Below are 22,865 nucleotides of genomic sequence, written 5' to 3' on the forward strand. Positions count from 1 at the left end.
GCTTCGTAAGCCGCCCCGCCTGTTACGCCACACGCGCCGAACCCTATCGACGACGTTGCAGCGACCCTGTCAGGCGACGCTATCGTTGCGCGACAAGGCGAATAAAAAGGGGGACGAATTCATACTACGCCTGTTTCCAGCTCGCTGGCAACAGGCAAAGTTGTCACTAAAAACAAACGCTTAGGATCTTAGTTAGAGGCGTTTTCAGAGCGCCATGGCCTCCTGCAGACATTCCTCTATCACTGTCATCAGCCAGCGCAGGGCCGGGTCTTTATCGCGGGTGGCGCGCCATACCAAATCCACGCTGGTGTCCGCCAACGCCAGTGGCGGCTCCGTCGCCCGCAGCCCTGACGCAGCGCACATACAGCTGGCGACGACCTTGGGCACGGTGGCGAGCGCGGGAATCCGCTTAAGGATTGGGGGCAGGGTGGAAAAGCGCGGCAACGCGAACTGAACGGTGCGCCGCAGACCCATTTCCGCCAGAGCGACGTCCACATTGCTTTCAAACGCGCCTTTGTAAGTCACCATCAAATGCGGGTGACTGACATATTGCTCCAGTGTGAGGGGCTCTGTGATGGCGACCTGGGCGGGATCGTAAACGGAAAGAAAGCCCATGGAGCACAGGCGTTTGCGCAGCATCCAGGCGGGTCCGCCGTCCATGAAGCAGGAAACCCCCAGGTCCATACCATTCTGCTCCAGCATGGCGGGTCCCTGAAAAGGGTCGACGGATTTAATGGCGAGGCGGATCGACGGCGCCATCTGATGCAGCTTGGCGATCAAGCGCGGCCCCAGCCAGACTTCCACCCAGTCCGACATGCCCACGGTGAAGACGCCTTCGCTGGTGACGGGGTCGAAGGTCGACGGCTCGAACAGGGCGGAATGGATTTTCCCCAGTGCAGGCAGCAACTCTGCTTCCAGTTGCAGCGCTTTCACCGTAGGGGACATGCCCTGTGCGGTGCGCACCAGAATCGGATCGTCAAACAGCTCGCGCAGTCGCGACAGCGCTCCACTTACCGCAGGTTGCCCCAGATGCAGTTTTTCCGCCGCACGGGTGACGCTGCGCTCACGCAGCAAAACCAGCAGGGTGACCAGTAAATTAAGGTCGACGCCCCTAAAATCTCTTTCGGTGATATTCATTATTGTAACAATCGATTTGAGTGATAACTGCGAATATTGAATCATTGCATCCGGTCAAAGGCAATGGCGAAAGCGCCGCGCCGCAGTAAAAATTTTTTAAGGAACTACTATGTCTACCTCTTCTTTCCGCACCGCTTTCCATACTTCCCACACCACCCAAAAAACACCCCTGGCGCGCAGCCTGTTTCTGGGCGCTGCGTTACTGACCGCCGGAGTATCTATGACGACGCTATCCGCTTACGCTGAATCCGCCACGAACGCCAAATCCACCCAGGCTGTTGCGGCGGCGCAAAGCAACCCTGGCTATTACGGCATGAAGCTGGGCGACTTCAAAATTACGGCGGTTTCCGACGGCTCCGTGATGGTCGACTTCACCAAACTGATGAACAACACCACGCCGGAAGAAGTGACGCGGCTGCTGGCCCGCCATTATCTGGGGCCGCAGGTGGAAACCTCCATTAACACCTTCGTGATCGACACCGGCGACCATGTGGCCATAGTGGACACCGGCGCAGGAGATATCTTCGGCGACAAGGGCGGCCACTTGCTGGACAACCTGAAAGCCGCCGGATACCAGCCGGAGCAGATCGACGCCGTACTGCTGACCCACATTCACGGCGATCACTCATCCGGGCTGACTCGCAATGGCAAGATGGCGTTCCCCAATGCGACGGTCTATGTGGATCAGCACGATGTGGATTTCTGGATGAATCCAGCCAATAAAGCCAAGGTGAATGACACCCTGAAACGCGGCTTCGACTGGGCGGAACAATCCGTCAGGCCCTATATGAACGCCAATAAAGTGAAAACCTTTAACAGCGATGGAGAGTTGTTCCCTGGCGTAAGAACCGTCGCCACGCATGGCCATACGCCCGGACATACAGTGTACGAAGTGGAAAGCCAGGGACAGCGCATCCGTTTCCTGGGAGACCTGCTGCATATCCGGGACATCCAGTTCGCCAGACCGGAAATCACCATCGATTTCGACGTCGACTCGCCAGAAGCCGCCCGTCAACGACTCGCCGCCTTCAACGATGCGGTGGAAGACGGTTACCTGGTGGGCGCAGCGCACATTCCATTCCCTGGCGTCGGCCATGTGCAGCGAGACGGCGGCGCGTTTGAGTGGATTCCGGTGAACTATAGCGCGCAAGTGAAGTAACACCCGTTTTATCTCTTAACAGGGTCTGAGCGTTTCAGGCCCTGTCTTGCCTGCGCCTGCTCCCCGGCATGGGGGAATCCCCCCCTCACAAAACAACTTCTTCATCTATACTAAAACTAACGCCTTTCCTGGGCGCCGGATGTATTTGCGGGCTGTAGGCGATGGACGCGAAGGGAATTTCAGCCATCGATGCGGGATGAACCTTCGCCGTTATGGAAGGCGGCTTCTGAGAACATGTCATGGCAGGGTCAGCTTGAAGGAGGTGCGCATGTTCATTTCCAAAAACCATATCATCCACTTGGCGGACGGGCGATTACAGCCTGCATCCACCACCTCTGCGGCGGACGTGCGCCATATTGTGCGTCAGGCGCTGCAACAGAACCCGGCGGCGGGAATCGTCATCCACTTTCACGGTGGACTGGTCAATAAAAACAGAGCCCGGGAAACGGCCGAGCAGCGACTGTATCCCTTATATGCCGATAAAGCCGGCGCTTATCCCATATTCTTCGTGTGGGAGTCCGGCTTTTTCGAGGCGCCGCTGAACAACCTGAAGGAAATCGCCAACGAAAAAATCTTCAGGGAATTCGTGAAAAAAATCTCCGAATGGGTGCTGAAGAAGCTTCCCGCAAGCGTTGGTATAAAAGGCGCAGGGGGAGTAGGGGTTAATGAAATCAAGCTGCGGCAGGAATTCGACGACTGGTTCGCCGGGCGCAGAGACACACCGCCTGACGCCCTGCATAAATCCGCCAGCCTGTCTGACGCTGTGATCGCCGCCAATACCCGCAGCGCAGCGCTGGATGTGGACGAACTGAACGCGGATATTACCGATAGCATAGAGGGTGATCCGGTCTTTCAGGAGGCGGTGACGGAAGTCTATAACGGCCTGCAGCCGCGAAATGGTCTGCAATCGGCCACGCGGTCAGAGGGGACAAGGGTGGCCTCCAATTCGCAGATCAGCAAGGAAGCGGCGGATCGCCTGTTCGAGCCTCAGCCGGCAGAAACCACCAAAGGGTTTGGCGCTATCGCATGGTGGAAAGTCGCCAAGGTGGTCGCCGCTATAGTACTGCGCGTTATTCGGCGTTTTCGCGCCGGGCGGGCGCACGGGCCCTACGTTACTCTGGTGGAAGAGGCGTTGCGGGAACTGTATATCGACAAAATCGGACGTTCGCTCTGGTGGGACCGAATGAAGAAAGACACCGCCGACGCCTTTACCGAAGGGAATGAATATGGCGGCCATGTCTTTCTGTCTGCGCTGAAGGAAGAACTGGAGGGCGTGCAGACGCCGCCCAGAATTACTCTGGTGGGGCACAGCACCGGCGCGATCTATATCTGTCATCTGCTGAGAAGCGCCGCCCGTCTGTTGCCCAATCAGCAGTTTGACGTCCTATTCGAAGCGCCAGCCGCCACCCATGCGCTGATGGCGGCGACGGTCGCTGAACATGGCGGCAGGATCAGTCATTTCCGCCAGTTCGCCATGTGCGATGAGCGTGAGGCGGGAGATACTCTGGTTCCCATACTGTATTGCAGCTCATTGCTGTACTTCGTCTCAGGCATGCTGGAGAACGAACCGGACGAGCCGCTGGTCGGCATGCAGCGCTATCTGAGCGAGAGCGACGTCTACAACGCCGACGCCTTCCCGAATATCCAGGCCTGTCGCGAGTTTTACGCCAAATACCCCAACAGCCTGGTGTGGTCGCCCAGCGTTGCAGGGGATGGCCGCAATAGCGACGGCCGTAAACATGGGGACTTCGATGACGCCGACGCCGGCACCATGGGGAGCGTGGCGTACATTCTTCAACATGGGTACTAAGCGTCATGGCCACTAATGATTACGCTATTCTGGTGGGCATCAGCCGATATGCGGACCCTGATCGCCTGCCTGACCTGAAAGGCCCGGTTCGTGACGTTGAGCTGATGCGCAACTGGCTGACGTCGCCTGCCGGCGGGGATGTGCCGGCGGCTCAGGTCATAGAAATCGTATCCGACGAAACCGGCATGACGCTGGCTGATCTGACAGCGAGGGATGACGGTGACGACAGCGCCATGCCGCCGCTGTTCCAGGATTTCTTCAAGAAGTTCCTCAAGTTGATCAGCAAGCCGGATCGCAGCGGCTACGTTTATCGCCAAGGTCGGCTTTATCTGTATTTCTCCGGGCACGGCTTTTGTGAGAAATATCGCCGTGAAGCCCATGCAGCGTTATTCGTAGGTAATAGCAGCCCGATAGAAAACTGGAATATCTACGGCACCTATTTTGCGCAATGGACCAAGGATCAGGGGCTGTTTTCTGAGATCGTGCTGATCATGGACTGCTGCCGTGACGCGAAATTAACGCAACGTCCTATGCCGCCGCCACTGCCGCAACCCACCAATATTGGCGTCAGCGTCGCGCCAAAGCTGTTTGAACTGTATGGGGCGCCGCGAGGAGGCAAGGCGCAGGAGCGCGCCATCGCCGCTCGCAATGGCGAGGTGCACGGGCTGCTGACACACGCTTTTCTGGATGCGCTGGAGCATGCGGAGTGGGGAAAAACGGAGGTGCCTTCCCAGGCGGTGAAGAATTATCTGGAAAGTCAGTGGAGCATACTTTGCGAGGGAAGTCCGGCGGACCCGCCGGAGGTGGTGGTTCCCACCATTGGCGAAATCTATTTCCAGCGCAAGGCCGGTAAGTTGAAGCCGCAGCGCTTCAAAGTGAAGAGCTGGAGCGATGGCGAGAAAGTCCGAATCGTGAACGGCCAGTTTGAAGTGGTCGCCGAACTGATACTTAACGGGGATCAGGTAAAAGTTAAGCGTGAGGCCCAGTTTGGAGGCGACGACAGCGAGGAGTTGGTTATTGCCGTCGTCGATGGCGAGTTTGAACTGCCGTTGCCGGTTTCTCTATTGATGGCGACCGGCGGCGCTTCGATTCAACAGAAATTTGAAACCGGAGGTGACGATGTCGAACTCTAAAGCATCCGTTACCGTCAATATCGCCGACCGCCAGGGTGAAATCGAAGTGGTGGACAGCGCTTTTCAGGTGGTGGCTAACGGGTTTGGCGCATTGACGGTGGACCTGGCGCCGGGACTGTATAAAGCGCGCGCGCAGGCTGGCGGTGGTCGCACCGAATCGTTGTTCCTGGTTGAGCCGCAAGCAAAGACGCTGACAGTGCCTCTGAACGCTATCGACTTCGCCAACCCTGCACCGGTGCAGGAGGGCGAGGATTGGACCAGGCGTCAACAATCGGCGTTGTTTGATCTGGTTGCAAGTGAACCAGAGGACGTGGGACTGGGATGGGACGGCGGACTGTTACTGAGCCTGCGTCAGGATAGGGTTCCCGATCACAACGAGGGGCGAAGCGCGGACCGTTTGCGCATCGTCATGGATCGACTGCAGCTGCGGGACGCCATGGGTAATCAGCTCGCTGACTTTCGCCGCAAGGAAGTCCATTTGCCGGAGGTGGGGCTGTCCGCCGTCAACCTTAAGCTGAAGGCCGGATACTATCTGCTGGGCTATCAGGATGAGCAGGGCGAAACGGTTTTGACGCCTTTTTATGTTGTGACGGGGTGGCGTAGTCAGATCTATTTTCAGCTTCCTGACGAAGGACCTTTTGGTTATCAGGACTTCAGCGATCGGGCCATGTTGATGACGCCTTCGGGAATGGGTCTGCCACATTACGAACTGCGACGGTATTTAAGGCTTACCGAGATTGCCCGTTATGCATTGTTGCAGGGGCGGCAGGCCATTACCCGGGAGGAAATGAACGCGCTGTTGCAAGACAAGTTCTTTAACCCGCTGTTTGGACTGTTCGCCGCCCACTTGCTGCTTTTGAGTCCGCGCCCCAATCAGGACCTGCTAGAGACGGTGATACACAACACCGCAGGAATGATCGGCGTTGATAATCCGGATATCCAGGCGTTGAGGTTGGCCTTGGCCGGGCTCAAAGGGGAATCGCCGCTCGCCTCACAAGGCGTGAGCTTTCCACCTATGCTTAGCGCCAGTTGGAGAGCGCTGCTGGATTGTCCTGCCATGGTGGTCGCTAATCCCGTTTTGCGTGAAGTGGCGGCCAGGCAAGTCGCTCAGGGCCCTTGGCTGGCCTGGAAGCTGGAAGAGGAGGTGGGTGGTCGCATTGTGTCTCGCTCTGGCGATTCTGTGCTGTCGCCCAAAATATTGGAGCTGACCTTAAATGTCCCTTCCAAGGTATTGGAAAAACTGAATATTTTTACCAAAATCTATAATTTTACTACCCTGGCCAGTCCGTCATGGGAGCTGCCGGACACGACTCCCGCGTCAGAGGAAGATGTGCTGCAAGCCATCAAGGATCTTGCCTGCAATAATCCCTGGAACGAGATTATTCGGGCGCACAAGAAGGCGGTTCGCGAAGGGCAGGGAGGGCTTCATCTGACCAATCTGCAATTCTCTCTGCTGCCTATGCTGCAACTGATCAAGGAACAATTGGAAGAAGGAGACGATTTCACTGTGGAGGAGTTCAGGTTGATGATGTCAGGGTTGCATGTGCCCCTTGTCGTCGCAGCCGAGGCGTTGCAGGATTTGACCGAAAAGCTGGCGACCATTGCAGCGCCGTCCGGCGGCTAGTCGCCTGGCGCTCAAAAAAAGGGGGCTGGGAAGCCCCCGACTGAGTGGACATCTCAGGTGGAACCGTTGTGTGATGTCTGATCGTCCTAAATGCTAAGGGTGTTGGAAAAAGTATTAAGACTGGGTGTCGTTGCTGGGCGCGTCGTCAAATATAAAGCGCTTGTGCTGAACCGCAGTGTGGCCCATTTGATTGGCGACGGAGCTGCCGGACTTCGCTGTGGAATGCGTCTTTTGCTCCGCTTTCTTTTCCCACAGGTAACCGCCGCCTTCTTCGCTGGCGCTTGCAGTCATGGCGTAGCTGGTCGCCATCAGTGTCGCTAAAATCATTGCTTTGGTTTTCATCGTTTCAATTCTCCAGTTACAGGGTGTGTATCTCGTTAAACCTTTACGGACAGTATTTTTCGCTACGGGTTTGGCCCGGCTTAATCCGAATCCTTTTGGTTTCCGCCGCTAGCAACTCCCTCGCAACAGGCCGGCTGCGCCGGTAATTCGAAAAGGATGGCGACACTATGTCGCGTCGGCGCTGACGGAGGCATGACGCATGGATTACAGGGTCGTAATGCGGCCGTCATCTTTACGCACGGCGTCACGGGTTATCTTTGCGCCGCCGCGCCCGCACGCGCGGCTCGATTCCCCTCACATGTCCCTTATGCGACAACCCCATGCAGCCCGGAGGCGCAACATGAAACTGCTGGTCGTGGAAGACGAAGCGAAAACCAGGGAATACCTGCGGAAAGGCCTGACAGAAGCGGGCTTTGTCGTCGATACCGCCGCCAATGGTCTGGATGGCCGGCATTTGGCCATGACGGAGCAGTTCGACCTGATCGTGATGGATATCATGTTGCCCGATCTGGACGGCTGGCGTCTGCTCGCCTCTTTGCGGGAAGCGGGCAACGCCACCCCGGTTTTGTTTCTGACCGCCCGCGACAGCGTGTCGGACCGGGTGCAGGGGCTTGAATCCGGCGCCGATGATTACCTGGTGAAGCCGTTCGCCTTCTCCGAACTGCTGGCGCGCGTGCGTAATATTCTGCGACGAGGCCTGGCGCCGTTAAGCGGAAACCAGTTGAGCGTGGGCGATCTGACGTTGGATATTTCCCGCCGCAGCGCCCGTCGCGGCGACGCGGATATTCAGCTGACCACGAAAGAATTCACTTTGCTGGAGCTGTTCGTGCGGCGTCAGGGGGAGGTGTTGCCGCGGTCGCTGATCGCCTCCCAGGTCTGGGATATGAATTTCGACAGCGACACCAATGTCATTGATGTGGCGGTGCGTCGCCTGCGCATGAAAGTGGACGATGGTCATGATATTAAATTGATCCAGACCGTACGGGGCATGGGCTATCGGCTGGACGTGCGTAATGAGCTCCACTAAACGGCCATTGCCTCTCGCGGTCCGCATCACCGCGCTGGTGGGGATCGCCATCCTGGCGGTGTTTCTGGTATTCGGCTGGCTGATCGAGCGCACCATCGACCAGCACTTCATGGAGCAGGACAGCGCGGTGCTGAAAGAAGCCGCGGCGGTGGTAGAGGACATCCTGTTCCAGCACTGGCCCGCTGAAGATATCGATATGTTGCAGCGCAAGCTGGATCGCGCGCTGCCTGGCCGCCTTGGCGTTATCTGCAAACTCAGCAAGCCCTCCAGTGAAGTCATCTATGCGTCCCCTGAGTTTCGCGGCAGAGGGTCGCCAGGGGATCTGGAAGTGCTCACGGTCATCACCGCGGACAACCTGCGCATGTGGCGGGACGGCCAGAATCTGTACCGAGGCATTCGGCTCAAATTGAGCGCGCCGGAAGCCGCGCCGTCTTCCTACTATCTGGTGACGCTGGCGCTTGAAATCAGCGCTCACCGTAAATTCATGAAGAGCTATCGCCATACCTTATGGGCGTCCACTTTATTGGCGGCGCTGGTGGGGATCTGCGGCGTTTGGGTCGGCGTGGGCAGGGGGCTGGCGCCGCTGCGGCGGGTCAGTAATCGTATCCGCGGTGTCTCTTCGGATAGGCTGCACGTTCGTTTGGAGCTGGATGCCGCGCCAATCGAACTGGTGGAGCTGGCCGCTTCTTTCAATGACATGATGCAGCGTGTGGAAACCTCCTATCAGCGCCTGTCCAATTTCGCGGCGGATATCGCCCATGAATTGCGCACCCCCGTGACCAACCTGATGACGCAAACTCAGGTGGCGTTGAGCAAAGGGCGGGGCGTGGAGGAATATCGAGAGGTGCTTTATTCCGGACTGGAGGAGTTCGAGCGCATTTCCAAAATGATTGACGACATGCTGTTGCTGGCGCGCACCGAAAGCGGCCTGGGTCGTCTGTCGCTGGAAAAAGTCAGCTTACGCCAGGAAGTGCAGGACCTGTTAGACTACTTCGAAGCTTGGGCGGAAGCCCAGGGCGTATCGCTGACCCTCAAGGGACGCTGTCGCAAAGTGCGGGGAGACCGCATGATGCTGCGCCGCGCGGTCAGCAACCTGCTATCCAACGCCATACGCCACACTCCCGAAGGCGGAACCGTCTCAGTATCCCTGTGCGACACCCCCGGCTTCGCCGTGGTCAGCGTCGCCAACCCCGGCCCCGGCATACCGCCGGAACACCTGTCCCGCGTGTTCGACCGCTTCTACCGCGTCGACGACTCCCGCTGCCGCACCGACGAAGGCGCCGGCCTGGGACTGGCCATCGTCAAATCCATCGTAGAAGCCCACGGCGGCTGCATCGCCGCCAACTCAGAACAAAACCACACGCAATTTGTGATGAAAATGCCGGGTAAGTAAAGCGCGCCCTCAGGGCGCAAGAGTCTTATCCTCCGTGCGCCGTGGCGAACTCCGGGTAGAGAATAAAGTTATGGATGAGTAATGGAATCAGCCCGCCAAACATAATGACGGTGCTGACAACCAAAACATAACAGAGACAGATTTGAAATCTTGAAGCGTGAGCGCGAAAGTTAATGGTCTTCCTGTAAACGCTTTTCTGGTAATTAAAGCGCCCATCCACAAACCTTTTGGCAAGCCCTTTAAGAGGCCTGCCTTTGTAAGGCTGCAGCAAAATGCCTGATACATAGTTGAATAGTCGAATCAGGAAACTGACATAGAAGATGCCTTTCTCCAGCGTGAACTGCTGAATCTCAAACTTCTTATCGAAAGGCCTGACGATGGAGAAATAAGCCACAGGCAACTGAATAAGCAAAATTGAGAACATGACCAGCGCCCAGATAAGCAGCCCGTAATGCCAATAAATGTTCGGGCTTAACAAGAACTCTGGGGGCGACGTGGGCAATTTCTGTGACTCAAAACGGTAAAGAGGTTAGCTATTTCGCGCTGCGGCGAAGTCAGGGTAGAGAATAAAGTCATGTATGAGCAAGGGGATTGTTCCTACAAACAATATGACTGTGCTGACCAGCATGATATAGCACAATGCGATTTGAAACCTGGAGGCATCGGCGCGAAAGTTAACCGTCTTCTTGTAGACACGTTCCTGATAGCTGAGGCGCCCACTGACAAATCGTTGCGCGAGACCTTTCAAAGGCCTGTCTTTATAGGGCTGAACCAATATCCCCGCCACGTAATTGAAAAGCCGCAGCAAAAAGCTGACATAGAAAATTCCTTTTTCCAGCGTGTAATGTTTAATCTCAAACTTTTTATCGAAGGGCCTGACGAGCGTGAAATAGGCGACGGGAAGCTGGACTAATAATATTGAAAATAAAACCAGCCCCCAAAATACCCAATAGTAATGCCATAGTGGATTTGGACTGAGAAACATCTCAGGTGGGGCGTCAGCCAAGTGATTACTCCTATCAAACATGTCTCAGCTTGGCGTGTTCGGTGACGCCAAAACCGCCAATTAGCAGAGTCGAACTCTACCGACTAACAGCCTTTCTATCAAGCCGCCCGCACGCCGGTGCATTTCGGAGAGGCGCTGCAGCTGAAGAATTCGCGGCCGGCGCTGGGGCCTTTTTTGATTCGGCGGCTGACCATCTGTGCGCCGCATTGGGGGCATATTCTGATTCTGTTTGCGGGCTTGCGTTCGTTGGTCTCGGCGATGCGCATGACGGGTAGTGGCGTGGAGGTCGGCGTTTCCTCTTGCTGGATTAGGCGTTGTATCACGCTGTTGAACCAGGATGTTTGTAATAGGGCGATAATGACCGCCAATGGGGCTAAAAACCAGAATTTGAGCACCAGCTCAAGCGCTAATGAAGTGTCCATGTTGCTTCCTGCTTTTATCTTTCCGGATTGTTCTTGTTTTGGAGAAAGTATAGTCCATCGGCGTGGGGCCGGGCGGCGTTGGCAAGGCGAATCGTAGTTATTACGGTATGGAGAAGAGGGTTGTGCAAAATATGATCTTTCCTTGAAGGCTTCGCTTACTCATTCACGCCTATATTGATAATCGGCTCATGCAGTTTTTTGGCGCCGAAGGAGCTACCTTTCTTACTGCAAGGAGTGTGTCCCATGGCTAAAACCCACAAGCAAATCATCGAAGCGATCGCCCAGCGTATGTATAGACGTCGTCTGCGGGAGGCGAACACCAGCAGAAGCGGTTTCACGATGTGTTACGCGGTATCTGCAGTTACGGGCCGCTGCTATGTCGGCTACAACATGGCGGAATTGAATACAACAGACTGGGGAACTGGCGGGTGCGCGGAAAACCGCGCGGCTTATCTGGCGATGGCCTATGGCGAGGCGCTGGATGATATGGTGTTTTTCGCCATGAACGACAACAGCGAGTATTTTAACGCCTGCACCGATTGCCAGCGCTGGCTTTGCGGGGCCCATCAAGGGCGGGGATTTCTGAAGAACCAGAGTCAGGAATGGATGATCTGTACGACTCGATTTCATTCCGCATCAAGCGCTTATGTTGAGGCCCCGCTGACAGACGAAGAACAGGAAACGCTGTTCGCAGCGGGGGACGAGATTGATGAGGATTCCCGCGAATTCTACAGAGATATCCGCTACAGACAGGGCTGATCCGCCAGGGAATCTCTGAAAAACTATCTGTGGCCTCGCCAACATTTTTCAGGGCGGCTAGTTTTTCTAGTTTTTCGGATCATATTTCCCGGCCAGCAGATCCGCCATGTAGCGATCATAGATCCCCTCTGCGCGGATCTGCTTGAGTCCCTCATTGAACATCAGCATCAGACGTACGGAATCCTTGTGGACTTTGGGGAACAGCAAGCTCAGGCGGGTGGTGGCGAGGGGCTTTGGATTGTAGGTGATGGACTCTCTGATCGCCTTGGGAAACTTCTGGCGCAGCAATGTCAGGCCTGCGACCGGGCCCATCAGGCACAAGTCGATGCGATTCAACGCCAGCATATTGAAGTTCTGTTCGTCCTCGGGGACTGTGCTTACCCGCAACATGCCAGACTCCGCCGCCGCCCAAAACTCCTTTGTGTAGGTATAACCAATGGTGGCTCCGATACTGTATAGGCGAAGGTCGTCGAGAGAGTTCCAATCGTCTAACGGTGTGGTTTTTTGGTGGAAAAAGACAATGTCTTCCTCCGCCACGGGATCGCTGCAGAAGAAATCTCTCTGGCGTTCTTCGCTGCATATCCAGTACGAAGCGGCGTTGTGCAGCCCTTGGCGCGCCTGTTCATAACTGCGCGCCCACAGATAATACTCAAACGTGACGTCGATGCCCTGACGTTTAAAGGCCTCGGTAATGATGTGTCCGATAAAGCCGTTATGGGGACCTTTCTGAGAGGCCCAGGGAATATATTCGCCAGTGGCGATGGAAATGGTTTCCCGGGCCTGAGCGACATTGGATAGCGCCGCCTGTGCTATCCCCAACATGACAAAAAAGGCGCATAAAACGTGTTTAACGCAATGACGGTGCGTCTGTTTTGGAAGTACGGGGATATCCATGTGGCGCTTGCTGGCTTCGGCTGCGTGAGCGAGTCTAAATGCTTGTAAGAAAAGTCTAGTTGAATTTAAGGTCGCCGTGGTCGCGCATAGGATGCTTATCTCCTGACTTACTGATTTGTACAAGATACTGCAGATAGTTAGCTCCCAACTCCGGGCTAAAGTGATTGGCGTCCTGCCATAATCGAGGTTCATTAAGAAATTCGCGATCATATATTTTTGAATAAGACACCAGACTTTTATGTTCTCCCAATTCCCTGTCAATCTCTGCAATCAACTGGTCGACCTCTTCCGGGTTAACAAGATCTGGATGCACCGGAGGGATGAAAAGAATCACGTTGGTCTTGGGGCTGGCCTTGCTTTGTATACGCTTAATCGCCAGCGCTATGTCTGTCGCATATCGTGAAATATCGCGATATTGCCGGTACACCCTTTTGTCGAATGTGCTTACTTCCGTGAAGTAGGGGCCTGCGGCGCTGGAATGGCCGCAGTCAAACTTAGTCTGAGATTTGGGCTTGAACTGATCCAATAGGGCCCGTGAAGAAATGAAGAATGTCCTCAGGCTGATCAGTTTGGCGATAAGGTCTTTTTGCGCGGACAGGATCTTCTCTGGCGGCGTGTATGGCAAAGCCTCCACAAGAATGGCGTCAAACTTGTTCAGGTTTACCGCGTAGTCGACCAGGTATTCAGTTTGCGCGGAAGTAATACTGCTTACGCCAATGTTGAGTACTGTGTTAAGAGCGCAGGTGTCAAAGCCTCTCATGACGCGAGAGGACCCTATCAGCACCTTGGTGGCGGATGTTTCCGCAAGCGCTGTTTTTATCTCTTCAAAGTCAAGGCGCGTATTAATCTCATCGTATATCGCAGGTTCGTCTGCGATCTCCGTGGCCCATCCCAGACCCAGTGGGTCCATTAAAATATTCACCGGAAGAACCACGGCGTAACAGAGGAAGACGACACAGGCGATACACCTAATATAGCGGGTCACTGGTTACCCGCCATAGCTGAAGCTGGAGCCGTTATTGGCGAAGGATAGTGAGATGCACAGCAATACCCCCGCGGCGATGGCTGCGCGCATACGATTGCTCCAACGCGCTTTCATATTGTCCTCTTCGTTTTTCTCCAACAGACCGAAAATCTGCATTGAGTTTGGGCAGTAAAACGTAATCAGGGTGACGAGCAATATATGAAGCATGCTGAGGTCCGGCGAAAGCGTCGGTTGTGCTATTTCATAACGATTGACTGTGGTGAGAGTTGGAAAAAAACTGTAGTACTCGATCCATGCTCCATGGAGATACCCTGACAGGAAATCGAGTCTGTCGGACACGAAAAGAGTAGGGTTGTGAGTAAGCATATTGGTGAAGGACTGCACTATCTCAAAGTCAGGGTGGGTGAACTTCATGGCGCAGAGGCAGATAAATATCAGCAAAATAGCTCTTGATAGAAGGCTTGGCGTGCGAGCTGAGGCGGGTTTACGTCTTCTAAATACAAGCGATGAGGACTCTACGCCCACGATCGTAATGGCGACGCCCAGGCTGATGGCGACTGTAACGATATCCGGCGCATGCCAGACGCCCACCACGCCGAAGGAGCAGAATACGGCCCCGGCCCAGGCGAGCAGGTAACGCGTATTCAAGTCCTTTATCGGTGTCCTTTTCAGCATTAGATAGACGGGCTGAAATACATATTGCCTGACAAACGCCATGAAGCTCATATGCCAGGACATTACATATTGCTGGGGCGTTCTGGCTTTGAGAGGCGAATTGAAATTGACGGGCAGACGCACCCCGAATAGCAGAGCGATGCCAATGGCCATGTCAGAGTAGGCGGAAAACACATAGTAAAAACTTAGCATGCCGCCCCAGAAAATGTATAAAAGTTCTGAGATGGAATAGTAGGTTTCCGGATTGATATTGCTCACCTGCAATAGTGCGCCTGTCATGCTCTCAATAGGGTCTGCGATCAGAGTTTTCTTCGCGAAGCCGAGAATGAAAAGGCTGACGCCAAGGTCAATGTTATAGGAAGAAATGGACGACGAATCGTCCTGCTGCAACTGTCCCATCATGTCCTTGTAGGTAATGATCGGGCCCGAGGTCAGCGTGGCGAAGAAAAAGGAGAAGAACAGGTAATCGCTGATCTGAATTGGTTTTACCTGCCCGCTGGCGGAATCGACTATCGCTGTGACCTGCTGCAGCGAATAGAACGCCAGACCCAGTGGAAGCAGGAGAGACTGAGCCAGATCTCCATCAAAGTAGACCGTTCCGCCAAACAGTTTATAAAAGATAAGTGGCGTTAGGCTGAGCGAGACCCCGATCAGCTTATACAGGCGTTTCCGATGAGGGGCGACTTCCATGCCTCGAATCAAGTGGTAGTTGATTAATACCACGCCCAGCAAAATGCCAAATGAAACCCGATCTGCGATGGCGAGGAACAGCATCGAAGCCAGGGCGACGCAGAGTCTGGCGTATCTTGGGGCGACTCTTCTACACAGTGAGAAGAGGCAGAGGATCGCCGGAAACACCAGAAGGTAAAAGGTCAGGTAGGAGATTTTCATCCCTTCCGCGTTACCTCTTTTTCTGAATGTAATGAGCGTCCAGAAGAATCGCATCCAGGTCTGTGGACATCAGTACCGAAACGGCGTCGTGAGCCGAGTGGATAATGGGCTTTCCCATTACGTTGAAACTGGTGTTCAAGAGGACCGGCGCGTTGGTTATTTCGCCAAAAGCGTTTAGCAGACTATGGAACCAGGGCGATACGCTGGCGGAGACGCTTTGCAATCGTCCTGTCCCATCGTGGTGCACGACAGCGGGAACCAGAGAGCGCTTTTCTTCTTTCCACGGAAGCGCGAAAGACATATAGGGAGAAGGCTGTGCGTCATCAAACCAATCCTGAACCAGTTCTTCTGGTAAGGCGGGGGCGAAAGGGCGATATGACTCTCTACCTTTAATGATCCCGTTAATTCTGTCTTTCATCTCAGGCGCTCTTGGGTCCGCCAGAATGGATCGGTTTCCCAGCGCGCGTGGACCGAACTCCGCGCGCCCACGGGCCACCCCTATGACTTTTCCTGCGGCAAGCTCATGGGCGATCAAGTCCTCGCTTCCTTCAGGCAGCGGAGTGACTGTAAGCCCGGAATAACGCACTACGGCGTCAATCTCTGTGGCGGCGATTGACGAACCGAGGTAAGGCGATAGATGGCCATGTGGCAATTGGGTAGTTTTGTTATCCTCGGCCCAGGCGAGGATGGCTGCGCCTAGAGAGTTGCCATCATCCGCCGGCGCTGACGGAGCATGGACTTGCTCGAAACCATGTTGTCGTTTGACGCCGCCATTGTAGAGGGAGTTCAGCGCACACCCCCCGGAGAGCAGCAGGTTGCATGCGTCTGGGTATTGATCCTTTATGTCGTCGAGGATGTGGTCGACGAGTTCCTTATAGGCCTGTTGTGCGGACATCGCGAGGTGGGCTTGGCTTAAGATCGGATCTTCAGGCTTTCTGGCGAGCCGCTGCAAGGCGCTTACGACTGTCTTGATCCGGTCTTTGTCTGATAGCAGCAGCCGACCTGCGTCGACTTGCATGATTGATTTGATTTCCTCGACAAGTTTCTCATCCGCTTGGCCGTAGGCGGCTAATCCCATTACTTTCCATTCTTCGCCGTGACGGGTGCTAAACCCGCACAGCTCTGTCAGCCAACCATAAAGCGCGCCTAAACTACCGGGTCCCCACGAGCGCCAAGCCCTTCTCAGCACGCTATCGTTCAATTCGAATAAGCTGGCGGCGCCCACTTCTCCTTCGCCATCCAACACCAGGCAAAGACCGTCTGAAAATGGCGAGGAGTACAACGCGTTGGCGGCGTGACACATATGATGATCATAGTGGCGCACCTCGCCCAACATGCGTTCTCCCAAAATTATTCGACAATGATTTCCCGCTCTGGCCTGAATATAGCCCTGCTGGCGCCGAATCCATTCACCGAGCGAGGCGGGCAACAGCGCATCGGATATCTGTACGGGTAGTTCCTCCTTGATGGATTTCCAGCTGGTGGCGACTAGAAACTCTGCTCGGGGGTCGGAAGCTATTAAGGGTTTCAGGACGCTCTCAATGTGTCCTATATGGTCCGGCATGACGCCCCAGGCTCTCTTGTCCTGCAGAAAGCGTTCAGTCGCCTCGGCGAAAATCACCAGCCCATCGCTATTTACAATGCTGAAAGAAGGATCATGGCCGGAGGTGGACAGTCCAATGTAATAACGACTCATACAGGCTGCGCCATCTTCAGCAGCGCGTCGGCGACTTCATTGGCGGTGCGGTATTCGAACATGACGATGGGCTCAATCTCGATTCCGAAATGATCTTCAAGACGTCCGCAAATCAACACCGCATATAATGAGTCTACGCCAATCGAAGCCAGCGGCGTATCGCCAAATAGTTGTTCCCGGGACGTCTTGGTCAGTTCAGATGCGCGATCAAGGATAAAACTCACGATATATTCTTTTTCCAGTTTCATTGATCAGGGCTCACAGTTAATAAAGTTAATGCTCTGGCGATGTGATTACTCTCGTCGTACTGCTTATTGAGGACGCGCAAGCGAGGGAACTGCTTTAAAAACCTTGGAATAAATTCACTGGTAATGCGTTTGGAAAGCGGCGCGCCAATGCAGAAGTGCGCGCCATGTCCGAAGCTGTAGTGTCTCAAGCGCGACTCAGGTACATCAGATTCCGTCAGGGCCGCTTTGGCGATATTAATCATGACGGTATCGCCCTGACGAATAACGATGTTTCCTAATCTGCGTGGTTCCGCCGCCACTCGATGAATAAATCGCGGCGCGGCGCTTTGGTGAAGTAAGAGCGGCAGGCTTTCGAGAATATGCGCTGGTTCAGAAGGGGGAGGTGGGCCATCCCGGTACAGGATCTCAATCATATTGCAAAGCGTCTGCGCCAGAGGCGCTACCGCAGCATAGAGCGTGATGACGAGAGCGATTTTCTCCTCATGAGACAGCGGCGCGTCGTCATCCGCTAATAAGCTCGCCAAAACGCCGCTGGCTGGTGTTTCCAACTGAAGTTGTTGCTGGATCTGTTGGGTTAACCATTCCAGTTCGTTATTGATACGCGCCAGATTGTTCAGTGACAGCATAGGTTCGATCAAACGCTGCAGAACCATGGCCAAGCGGTCGAACTTTTCGGCTTCGAGGGGCGCTAATCCAAGCAGTGGCTTGATGATCAGGGTAAATATGGGTTTCCCGACAAGCGCGACAACATCAAAGGACGTATTGGGTAGTTTTTCCAGAATAAGGCCGGTTTGAGTGACGATGACGTCATCCATCTCTTTCAAAGCCTGCCCGCTGAGGTAGCGAAGGCAGATCTCTCTTAGCCGTTTATGTTTTGGACCTTCCAGGAAAAACGGCGAGTTATCGACGTACATTTTCAGAAAGCGCAAGTCCACAGGGGCGTGCGCTTCCAATTTGCGCAGGAAACCGGGGAGATCCGGGACCCTGAATGCCTTATCTGATAAAACGGTCGCGGCGTCATGATAATCGTCAAGAATGACGATGCCGTTCTTCTCTTCAAATTTGCTTCTGCGCGCCTGGATTTCTTCTTCAGCAAACATAGGCCGGGATACTCGCAGGTCGTTTGGCGAAGGTGGATTTCTTGTACTGCACTGCTTCGGGATCGATGTCGATAAGCTCCAGAGTTGAGTAGATGATGGGTATCACTGCGCTAAGAACGACCTTGGCCAGATTAGCCCCAGGACAGCGGTGGCTGCCGCCGCCAAAGGCGATGTGGCGGCATTGACGGCTGTGCTCCAGCCCCGAAAAGCGGTTGTCGGGATAATAATCGGGGTCACGGTTGGCGGAGGGGACATGGATGAGAATTTGCTCCTCCGCTGCGACGGCTAGGTCATCCAAATTGACTGGCTGTTTGGCGACGCGGGTCAAATACTCTGTAGAAGCGCAAAGCCTTACCATTCCCTCGATATGCTCTTCAACCCATTGAGGATTGCTTAGCAACACATGACGAATACCGGGTTCCTTACTGTTTTCCAGCATGATTCCCGCCAGCGTCTCCGTTGTGGTGCGAGACGCTATCACCAGCGTCGCCATGAGTATCAGCAGCTCTTCCTGATCCAGGTGGTCCCCCTGCTGTTGCATTGCGAGAAGGATTCCGGGGCTGAGCGTCCGCCATTGGCCGTTGATTATGTCCCTCAGTGATAAAAAGGCGTTTTGTAGCGCTTTCAAACGCCTTATTGGCAACAGTGGCTCGGTAATCGCGGCGGTTGCGTCGATCAACGCCAGAAATTTTTCTCGGTCAGGGATATCAAGACCAAACAGCTTGCTGATCATTGCAATAAACAGCGGGTCGCACAGGTCGCTGACCAAATCCACCTGCGGCCTGTGCTTTAGGCCCTGCAACAGCTCTCGCGTGACGGCCAGCAGACTTTGTTTATCCATCATCACAAGTCCCTGCTGCAGCGAGGACAGAACGACTTTCTTCAACGCGATATGCGCAGGGCCTTCCATAAAAGACAACATGGCGCGAACGACGCGGAGGAGGTAAGAGAAGTCCTCTCCGCTTTTCTTGTTCAGTTTTTCCACATAGTCTTCGATGGAAAATGCGGCCATCTTCTTATGGCTTAAAAGCTTGAGAGCTAACTCCTGGCTTTGTATCGCCTCTGGCCTCATACGACCTGTTCCGCGTAGCTGCGACGCACAAGTTCCGCCTGCACCTTACCGCTCGACGTTCTGGGCATTGAGCCTCTCGGAAGTATGGATACGTCGATAAGGCTGACGCCAAACTCATCAAATACCTGGCGTTTGATTAAGGCGACCTTCTCTTCATCAAACTCGGCGGTTTTGTTTTTGGTTTCAATTAACATTGTCAGACGATGGTCGGGCTCACGTTTGTAAAGCACGCAGGCGTTGGGGTTTAGTGTGTGGATTATGTTGGCTGCGTTTAGCGCCAGATCATTGGTGAATATGTTTTTGCCATGGATGACTACCATGTCTTTTTCACGTCCGGTGATGAACAGGTAGTTGTCTTTGATGAAACCGATATCTCCTGTGTCCAGCCAGGTTCTTCCATTCTCCACGAATGATGGCAATGGCGCGTTGACGTAACCTTCCGTCACGCTGTCGCTGCTGATGAAAATTTTGCCGGCTTCTCCTGCCTCCTTGTCGCTGCCTCCCTCGGTCGACAAAATTCTTATGTGATCAAACGTACGTCCAAGGTAGCAGCCTTCGCAAGTGGTGAGTTCGTTGCTGCGTTGGGCGAATACCTCAGGCAGATCTTCCCAGACCTTTTCTCCTCCCACATAAAGCGTACTCTCCGCGAGTCCATAACAAGCCAACACAGAACGGGGATGCAGCCCGGCTGCGCTGAACCGCTTCCTGACATTCTCCAGTAGCTGATGCGGCACATAATCAGCGCCGCAATACGCCGCTTGCCAGCAGGAAAGATCCAGTCCGTTGATAAACTCATCCGGTGCGATATCCAGACATAGTTGATAAGCGAAGGCGGGCCCGCCGCTGATGGCTGCGCGGTACTTGCTGACGGCGGCCAGCCAGCGCAACGGCTGCTTGATAAAATCAACGGGGCTCATCAAGACACACTGCATGCCCGACATGAGCGGGTAAATGATGCTCCCAAACAGTCCCATGTCATGGTAGTGAGGCAGCCAAGACAACATGTTCTTCTCGGGCGCGAAGCGCCACTTTTCAGCGGAAATACGCTGGTTTGCGAGGATATTTTTCTCTGTGACTTTGACGCCTCTTGGCGCTTTGGTTGAGCCGGACGTGTACTGAATAATGACGGGTTCGTGAGGAAAGGCGAACGGCGTTATCATCGGCTCTTGAACCGACGCGTTTTGCTGACCGTCGACGTCATCGCCGCTAGTGGGGATATGGATTAACTGAAGACCCTCGGCGCTTGCGGCATTCTCCTGAAAATACGCCAGAGTGTTTGCGTCGCAGATGACATGGCGCGTACGACTGTCCTCCATGATCGCCTGCAGTCGGCTCATCTCCTTGGTTGATCGGGGCGCTGGCACAGGAATAGCCGTTGTGCCGGAAAACAGACATCCCAGCAACGCCACTACAAAGTCGCAGCCTGGCTCCATGGAGAGTAAGGCCACGTGAGCGCCATTCATAGCGCGGCGCAAGCGTTCTGCATAGGCGGCGCTTGCGGAGAGCAGCTGACTTGGTGAATAGCGGGTTTCGCCAAGCTCTCCGCCTTTGTTCAGATAGGTCAGAATGTATTCTTGTGGGCTGCTCTTCAGCCCCTCGACAAGTAATGCGGCAACAGATTTTTCTTGGTTGTTATGACGTATTTTGTCGTCCATGAAGTTCCCTTGAAAAAGTTTATTGTTATACCTGACTGCACTCTTATGACTTCTGTTAATAAATCTAGCGCCCCTTCCTGGGATCTTCCACTTGGTACATGAAAAAAACGCGGCAGGATGCGGCTCGTTCTGCTTGCCTCATTAGACGCTTAAAAATTGCTCAGGTCTTCCGTAAGGTGTTGAATGGGCATATTAATAGCCCGGCGTAGCCTTTAATGATGGCGGGGTGTATAGGAAAGTTGATTGCGTACGCCAAAGCTGCGTGAAGGAAGCTAATCGCTTCCTGTTACGGACCGTGAAACCTAACGGCGGGTTCTCCTTTTCAGCTTTTGGAAGTCCTTCTTCAACTTCATTTCAATCAGTTCACTAATGGTGACGCCTTCGGCTTTGGCGAGGGCGCTGACGATCTGGTGGGCCATGACGTTCAAGTCGACGCCGCGGGTGGGGACGGCGGTTCCTCTTTGCTTTTCTCTACGCAGGCGGGCTGCGCGGATGGCGTTTTTCATTGAGTTCCATTCTGGTGACGTCATCCACTTTTCGCACCAGGCGTTCAGAGAGCCGTGGCTGGCGGCCCGGGTCAGCGCCTTGGCGGCGCGTCTGCGACGATCGGGTGAGGCATCGGCTCCGCCAGGGAAGGCGGCGTCGCGGAATTTATTGTCGATCCAGCGTTTGGCGTACTCATAGTCCAGCGCTTGAATGTCGTACTTCTTTCGCATTGTGGCAACCTGCTTGAGTTTTGCTCATTTTCCAATATGTTACCGGGTAACGCAATTGATTTAACTTAATACTTTAAACTACAACAATAATCCCCATTTATATCTCTGATATGCTTAGGGTATATTGCCGTTTCGATAGCAGCGGCGACGCCGAGACAACAATGAAGCTTAAGGATGCATCTCTTTTTTAGATCCAGGTGGTAATCGCTCCCATGACAGAAGAACAATTCCGGATCGCCATCTCCGGCATGGAACTGGCCGAATCCAATCGTATTATCGCGCACGACTTATTGGTCAAACGCGTTCGCAGGAAATTGATCGTGCGACGCACAGGGTTGTCGAACACCCGTATTGGCCAGATTGAAAAGAACGTACTGGCCAACTACGCCAAGCGTCTTGAAGCGCTGGGGCTGGTGCGTGTAGAGGTGTTGGTGAGTCCCGAAAACGTCGCCCAGGTGAGGGCGATGGAAGAACTGGATCGTTTCCCGATCCACTCGGAACAGGGCGCGGAGGAAGAGGCGCTGGAAGCGGCGACCAGCTGACGCATTGACCCGCTCAAAGCTCTTATTGACGTGCAACTATTGACACCCAGCCGGGTTATGATGAAATGAGTCGCCCCCGCTGCTCTCTGCGGCGCGGGCTAAGCCGTTCCGGCTTGTCTTTCTCGTTGTCATCCATCTTCTTTATATCGCTGGTTGTCTATGTGGCCGACTATTTCTCCTGTTGTGGTGAGCGTGTCTCTGCTGCTCGTCAGTAATGTTTTTATGACCTTCGCCTGGTACGCGCATCTGAAAGAGCTGAACAACAAGCCCTGGATTATTGCGGCGCTGGTGAGTTGGGGCATCGCCTTGTTCGAGTACCTGCTGCAGGTCCCCGCCAACCGTATTGGTTACGGCGAACTCAGCCTGGGGCAACTTAAGATATTACAGGAAGTTATTACGCTAAGTGTGTTCATTCCATTTGCTTTTTTCTACATGAAGGAGCCGCTTAGACTGGATTTTCTGTGGGCGGGATTGTGTATCCTGGGCGCCGTATTTTTTATCTTCAGGCCCACCATTATGCAGGCGCTGCAAAGCTAAAAAGTTATACTGGACCGGCGCGCCGATGTTTCAGGGCGCGCT

Annotated in this window: 23 protein-coding genes; 9 read left to right on the plus strand and 14 right to left on the minus strand. The window is 54.3% G+C overall.

Features of this window, described 5'->3' with window-relative positions; translation table 11 throughout:
- Positions 1-204 precede the first annotated feature (204 nt).
- The gene (locus ACQYWX_RS14480) at positions 205-1,137 is read right to left on the minus strand and encodes a LysR substrate-binding domain-containing protein (RefSeq protein WP_431689301.1); all 933 of its coding nucleotides are present in this window, start codon (positions 1,135-1,137) and stop codon (positions 205-207) included.
- A gap of 109 nt (positions 1,138-1,246) precedes the next feature.
- On the opposite strand from ACQYWX_RS14480, the gene ACQYWX_RS14485 reads away from it, so the two are divergent.
- From ACQYWX_RS14485 to ACQYWX_RS14500, 4 genes are all read left to right on the plus strand, one after another.
- Positions 1,247-2,296 carry an MBL fold metallo-hydrolase gene (locus ACQYWX_RS14485; protein ID WP_431689302.1) on the plus strand — a complete coding sequence of 350 codons (1,050 nt, stop codon included), beginning with the start codon at positions 1,247-1,249 and terminating at the stop codon, positions 2,294-2,296.
- Positions 2,297-2,564: 268 nt separating this feature from the next.
- Positions 2,565-4,106 carry a hypothetical protein gene (locus ACQYWX_RS14490; RefSeq protein WP_431689303.1) on the plus strand — a complete coding sequence of 514 codons (1,542 nt, stop codon included), beginning with the start codon at positions 2,565-2,567 and terminating at the stop codon, positions 4,104-4,106.
- 5 nt (positions 4,107-4,111) lie between these two features.
- Entirely contained in the window at positions 4,112-5,239 is a 1,128-nt protein-coding gene (locus tag ACQYWX_RS14495; RefSeq protein WP_431689304.1) for a caspase family protein, read from the plus strand.
- Positions 5,226-6,863 (plus strand): hypothetical protein, encoded by a 1,638-nt coding sequence (locus tag ACQYWX_RS14500; protein WP_431689305.1) that lies wholly within the window; start codon positions 5,226-5,228, stop codon positions 6,861-6,863. The genes ACQYWX_RS14495 and ACQYWX_RS14500 overlap by 14 nt, the downstream gene beginning before the upstream one ends.
- Before the next feature lie 114 nt (positions 6,864-6,977).
- Here ACQYWX_RS14500 and ACQYWX_RS14505 read toward each other — a convergent pair whose 3' ends face one another.
- On the minus strand, positions 6,978-7,205 hold the full coding sequence (locus ACQYWX_RS14505) for a hypothetical protein (protein WP_279506605.1): 228 nt from the start codon (positions 7,203-7,205) through the stop codon (positions 6,978-6,980).
- A gap of 340 nt (positions 7,206-7,545) precedes the next feature.
- On the opposite strand from ACQYWX_RS14505, the gene ACQYWX_RS14510 reads away from it, so the two are divergent.
- On the plus strand, positions 7,546-8,232 hold the full coding sequence (locus tag ACQYWX_RS14510) for a heavy metal response regulator transcription factor (RefSeq protein ID WP_279506607.1): 687 nt from the start codon (positions 7,546-7,548) through the stop codon (positions 8,230-8,232).
- Positions 8,219-9,625 carry a heavy metal sensor histidine kinase gene (locus tag ACQYWX_RS14515; RefSeq protein ID WP_279506608.1) on the plus strand — a complete coding sequence of 469 codons (1,407 nt, stop codon included), beginning with the start codon at positions 8,219-8,221 and terminating at the stop codon, positions 9,623-9,625. The genes ACQYWX_RS14510 and ACQYWX_RS14515 overlap by 14 nt, the downstream gene beginning before the upstream one ends.
- Positions 9,626-9,650: 25 nt before the next feature.
- On the opposite strand, the gene ACQYWX_RS14520 is transcribed toward ACQYWX_RS14515, so the two are convergent.
- The 3 genes from ACQYWX_RS14520 to ACQYWX_RS14530 form a co-directional block, all read right to left on the minus strand.
- Entirely contained in the window at positions 9,651-10,049 is a 399-nt protein-coding gene (locus tag ACQYWX_RS14520) for a hypothetical protein (protein ID WP_431689306.1), read from the minus strand.
- Positions 10,050-10,154: 105 nt separating this feature from the next.
- A complete protein-coding gene (locus ACQYWX_RS14525; protein WP_431689307.1) occupies positions 10,155-10,631 on the minus strand; it encodes a hypothetical protein in 477 nt (158 codons plus the stop codon).
- A gap of 98 nt (positions 10,632-10,729) precedes the next feature.
- Positions 10,730-11,053: a topoisomerase DNA-binding C4 zinc finger domain-containing protein gene (locus ACQYWX_RS14530; RefSeq protein WP_431689308.1), complete on the minus strand. Its 324-nt coding sequence runs from the start codon at positions 11,051-11,053 to the stop codon at positions 10,730-10,732.
- A 243-nt stretch (positions 11,054-11,296) separates the two neighbouring features.
- Between ACQYWX_RS14530 and ACQYWX_RS14535 the strand changes: the two genes are divergently transcribed.
- Positions 11,297-11,812, plus strand: coding sequence for a hypothetical protein (locus tag ACQYWX_RS14535; protein ID WP_431689309.1), 516 nt, complete (start codon positions 11,297-11,299; stop codon positions 11,810-11,812).
- Positions 11,813-11,878: 66 nt separating this feature from the next.
- Here ACQYWX_RS14535 and ACQYWX_RS14540 read toward each other — a convergent pair whose 3' ends face one another.
- From ACQYWX_RS14540 to ACQYWX_RS14580, 9 genes are all read right to left on the minus strand, one after another.
- Positions 11,879-12,634, minus strand: coding sequence for a substrate-binding periplasmic protein (locus ACQYWX_RS14540; RefSeq protein WP_431689310.1), 756 nt, complete (start codon positions 12,632-12,634; stop codon positions 11,879-11,881).
- A gap of 127 nt (positions 12,635-12,761) precedes the next feature.
- Positions 12,762-13,616 (minus strand): hypothetical protein, encoded by an 855-nt coding sequence (locus tag ACQYWX_RS14545; RefSeq protein ID WP_431689311.1) that lies wholly within the window; start codon positions 13,614-13,616, stop codon positions 12,762-12,764.
- A 78-nt stretch (positions 13,617-13,694) separates the two neighbouring features.
- Positions 13,695-15,257, minus strand: a complete 1,563-nt coding sequence (locus tag ACQYWX_RS14550) for an MBOAT family O-acyltransferase (RefSeq protein ID WP_431689312.1) — start codon at positions 15,255-15,257, stop codon at positions 13,695-13,697.
- Positions 15,258-15,267: 10 nt separating this feature from the next.
- Positions 15,268-16,953 (minus strand): carbamoyltransferase family protein, encoded by a 1,686-nt coding sequence (locus ACQYWX_RS14555; protein WP_431689313.1) that lies wholly within the window; start codon positions 16,951-16,953, stop codon positions 15,268-15,270.
- Positions 16,950-17,201 (minus strand): acyl carrier protein, encoded by a 252-nt coding sequence (locus ACQYWX_RS14560; protein WP_216736267.1) that lies wholly within the window; start codon positions 17,199-17,201, stop codon positions 16,950-16,952. Before ACQYWX_RS14560 ends, ACQYWX_RS14555 begins: the two co-directional genes overlap by 4 nt.
- A complete protein-coding gene (locus ACQYWX_RS14565) occupies positions 17,198-18,301 on the minus strand; it encodes a hypothetical protein (protein ID WP_431689314.1) in 1,104 nt (367 codons plus the stop codon). The genes ACQYWX_RS14560 and ACQYWX_RS14565 overlap by 4 nt, the downstream gene beginning before the upstream one ends.
- Positions 18,291-19,313, minus strand: coding sequence for a cytochrome P450 (locus tag ACQYWX_RS14570; RefSeq protein ID WP_431689316.1), 1,023 nt, complete (start codon positions 19,311-19,313; stop codon positions 18,291-18,293). The genes ACQYWX_RS14565 and ACQYWX_RS14570 overlap by 11 nt, the downstream gene beginning before the upstream one ends.
- A 56-nt stretch (positions 19,314-19,369) precedes the next feature.
- A complete protein-coding gene (locus ACQYWX_RS14575; RefSeq protein ID WP_431689317.1) occupies positions 19,370-21,028 on the minus strand; it encodes an AMP-binding protein in 1,659 nt (552 codons plus the stop codon).
- A gap of 302 nt (positions 21,029-21,330) precedes the next feature.
- Positions 21,331-21,744 carry a hypothetical protein gene (locus tag ACQYWX_RS14580; protein ID WP_431689318.1) on the minus strand — a complete coding sequence of 138 codons (414 nt, stop codon included), beginning with the start codon at positions 21,742-21,744 and terminating at the stop codon, positions 21,331-21,333.
- A gap of 212 nt (positions 21,745-21,956) precedes the next feature.
- Between ACQYWX_RS14580 and ACQYWX_RS14585 the strand changes: the two genes are divergently transcribed.
- The gene (locus tag ACQYWX_RS14585) at positions 21,957-22,286 is read left to right on the plus strand and encodes a transcriptional regulator KorA (RefSeq protein WP_431689319.1); all 330 of its coding nucleotides are present in this window, start codon (positions 21,957-21,959) and stop codon (positions 22,284-22,286) included.
- Positions 22,287-22,445: 159 nt separating this feature from the next.
- Positions 22,446-22,823: a DMT family protein gene (locus ACQYWX_RS14590; RefSeq protein ID WP_253938244.1), complete on the plus strand. Its 378-nt coding sequence runs from the start codon at positions 22,446-22,448 to the stop codon at positions 22,821-22,823.
- Positions 22,824-22,865: the final 42 nt, after the last annotated feature.

Source organism: Hahella sp. NBU794 (assembly GCF_050749805.1).
GTDB lineage: Bacteria > Pseudomonadota > Gammaproteobacteria > Pseudomonadales > Oleiphilaceae > Hahella.

Coding starts and splice junctions, on each gene's coding strand:
- ACQYWX_RS14480 (WP_431689301.1), bottom strand. CDS start 1,137: ATGAATATCACCGAAAGAGATTTTAGGGGCGTCGACCTTAATTTACTG.
- ACQYWX_RS14485 (WP_431689302.1), top strand. CDS start 1,247: ATGTCTACCTCTTCTTTCCGCACCGCTTTCCATACTTCCCACACCACC.
- ACQYWX_RS14490 (WP_431689303.1), top strand. CDS start 2,565: ATGTTCATTTCCAAAAACCATATCATCCACTTGGCGGACGGGCGATTA.
- ACQYWX_RS14495 (WP_431689304.1), top strand. CDS start 4,112: ATGGCCACTAATGATTACGCTATTCTGGTGGGCATCAGCCGATATGCG.
- ACQYWX_RS14500 (WP_431689305.1), top strand. CDS start 5,226: ATGTCGAACTCTAAAGCATCCGTTACCGTCAATATCGCCGACCGCCAG.
- ACQYWX_RS14505 (WP_279506605.1), bottom strand. CDS start 7,205: ATGAAAACCAAAGCAATGATTTTAGCGACACTGATGGCGACCAGCTAC.
- ACQYWX_RS14510 (WP_279506607.1), top strand. CDS start 7,546: ATGAAACTGCTGGTCGTGGAAGACGAAGCGAAAACCAGGGAATACCTG.
- ACQYWX_RS14515 (WP_279506608.1), top strand. CDS start 8,219: ATGAGCTCCACTAAACGGCCATTGCCTCTCGCGGTCCGCATCACCGCG.
- ACQYWX_RS14520 (WP_431689306.1), bottom strand. CDS start 10,049: ATGTTCTCAATTTTGCTTATTCAGTTGCCTGTGGCTTATTTCTCCATC.
- ACQYWX_RS14530 (WP_431689308.1), bottom strand. CDS start 11,053: ATGGACACTTCATTAGCGCTTGAGCTGGTGCTCAAATTCTGGTTTTTA.
- ACQYWX_RS14535 (WP_431689309.1), top strand. CDS start 11,297: ATGGCTAAAACCCACAAGCAAATCATCGAAGCGATCGCCCAGCGTATG.
- ACQYWX_RS14540 (WP_431689310.1), bottom strand. CDS start 12,634: ATGTTGGGGATAGCACAGGCGGCGCTATCCAATGTCGCTCAGGCCCGG.
- ACQYWX_RS14545 (WP_431689311.1), bottom strand. CDS start 13,616: ATGGACCCACTGGGTCTGGGATGGGCCACGGAGATCGCAGACGAACCT.
- ACQYWX_RS14550 (WP_431689312.1), bottom strand. CDS start 15,257: ATGAAAATCTCCTACCTGACCTTTTACCTTCTGGTGTTTCCGGCGATC.
- ACQYWX_RS14555 (WP_431689313.1), bottom strand. CDS start 16,953: ATGAGTCGTTATTACATTGGACTGTCCACCTCCGGCCATGATCCTTCT.
- ACQYWX_RS14560 (WP_216736267.1), bottom strand. CDS start 17,201: ATGAAACTGGAAAAAGAATATATCGTGAGTTTTATCCTTGATCGCGCA.
- ACQYWX_RS14565 (WP_431689314.1), bottom strand. CDS start 18,301: ATGTTTGCTGAAGAAGAAATCCAGGCGCGCAGAAGCAAATTTGAAGAG.
- ACQYWX_RS14570 (WP_431689316.1), bottom strand. CDS start 19,313: ATGGCCGCATTTTCCATCGAAGACTATGTGGAAAAACTGAACAAGAAA.
- ACQYWX_RS14575 (WP_431689317.1), bottom strand. CDS start 21,028: ATGGACGACAAAATACGTCATAACAACCAAGAAAAATCTGTTGCCGCA.
- ACQYWX_RS14580 (WP_431689318.1), bottom strand. CDS start 21,744: ATGCGAAAGAAGTACGACATTCAAGCGCTGGACTATGAGTACGCCAAA.
- ACQYWX_RS14585 (WP_431689319.1), top strand. CDS start 21,957: ATGACAGAAGAACAATTCCGGATCGCCATCTCCGGCATGGAACTGGCC.
- ACQYWX_RS14590 (WP_253938244.1), top strand. CDS start 22,446: ATGTGGCCGACTATTTCTCCTGTTGTGGTGAGCGTGTCTCTGCTGCTC.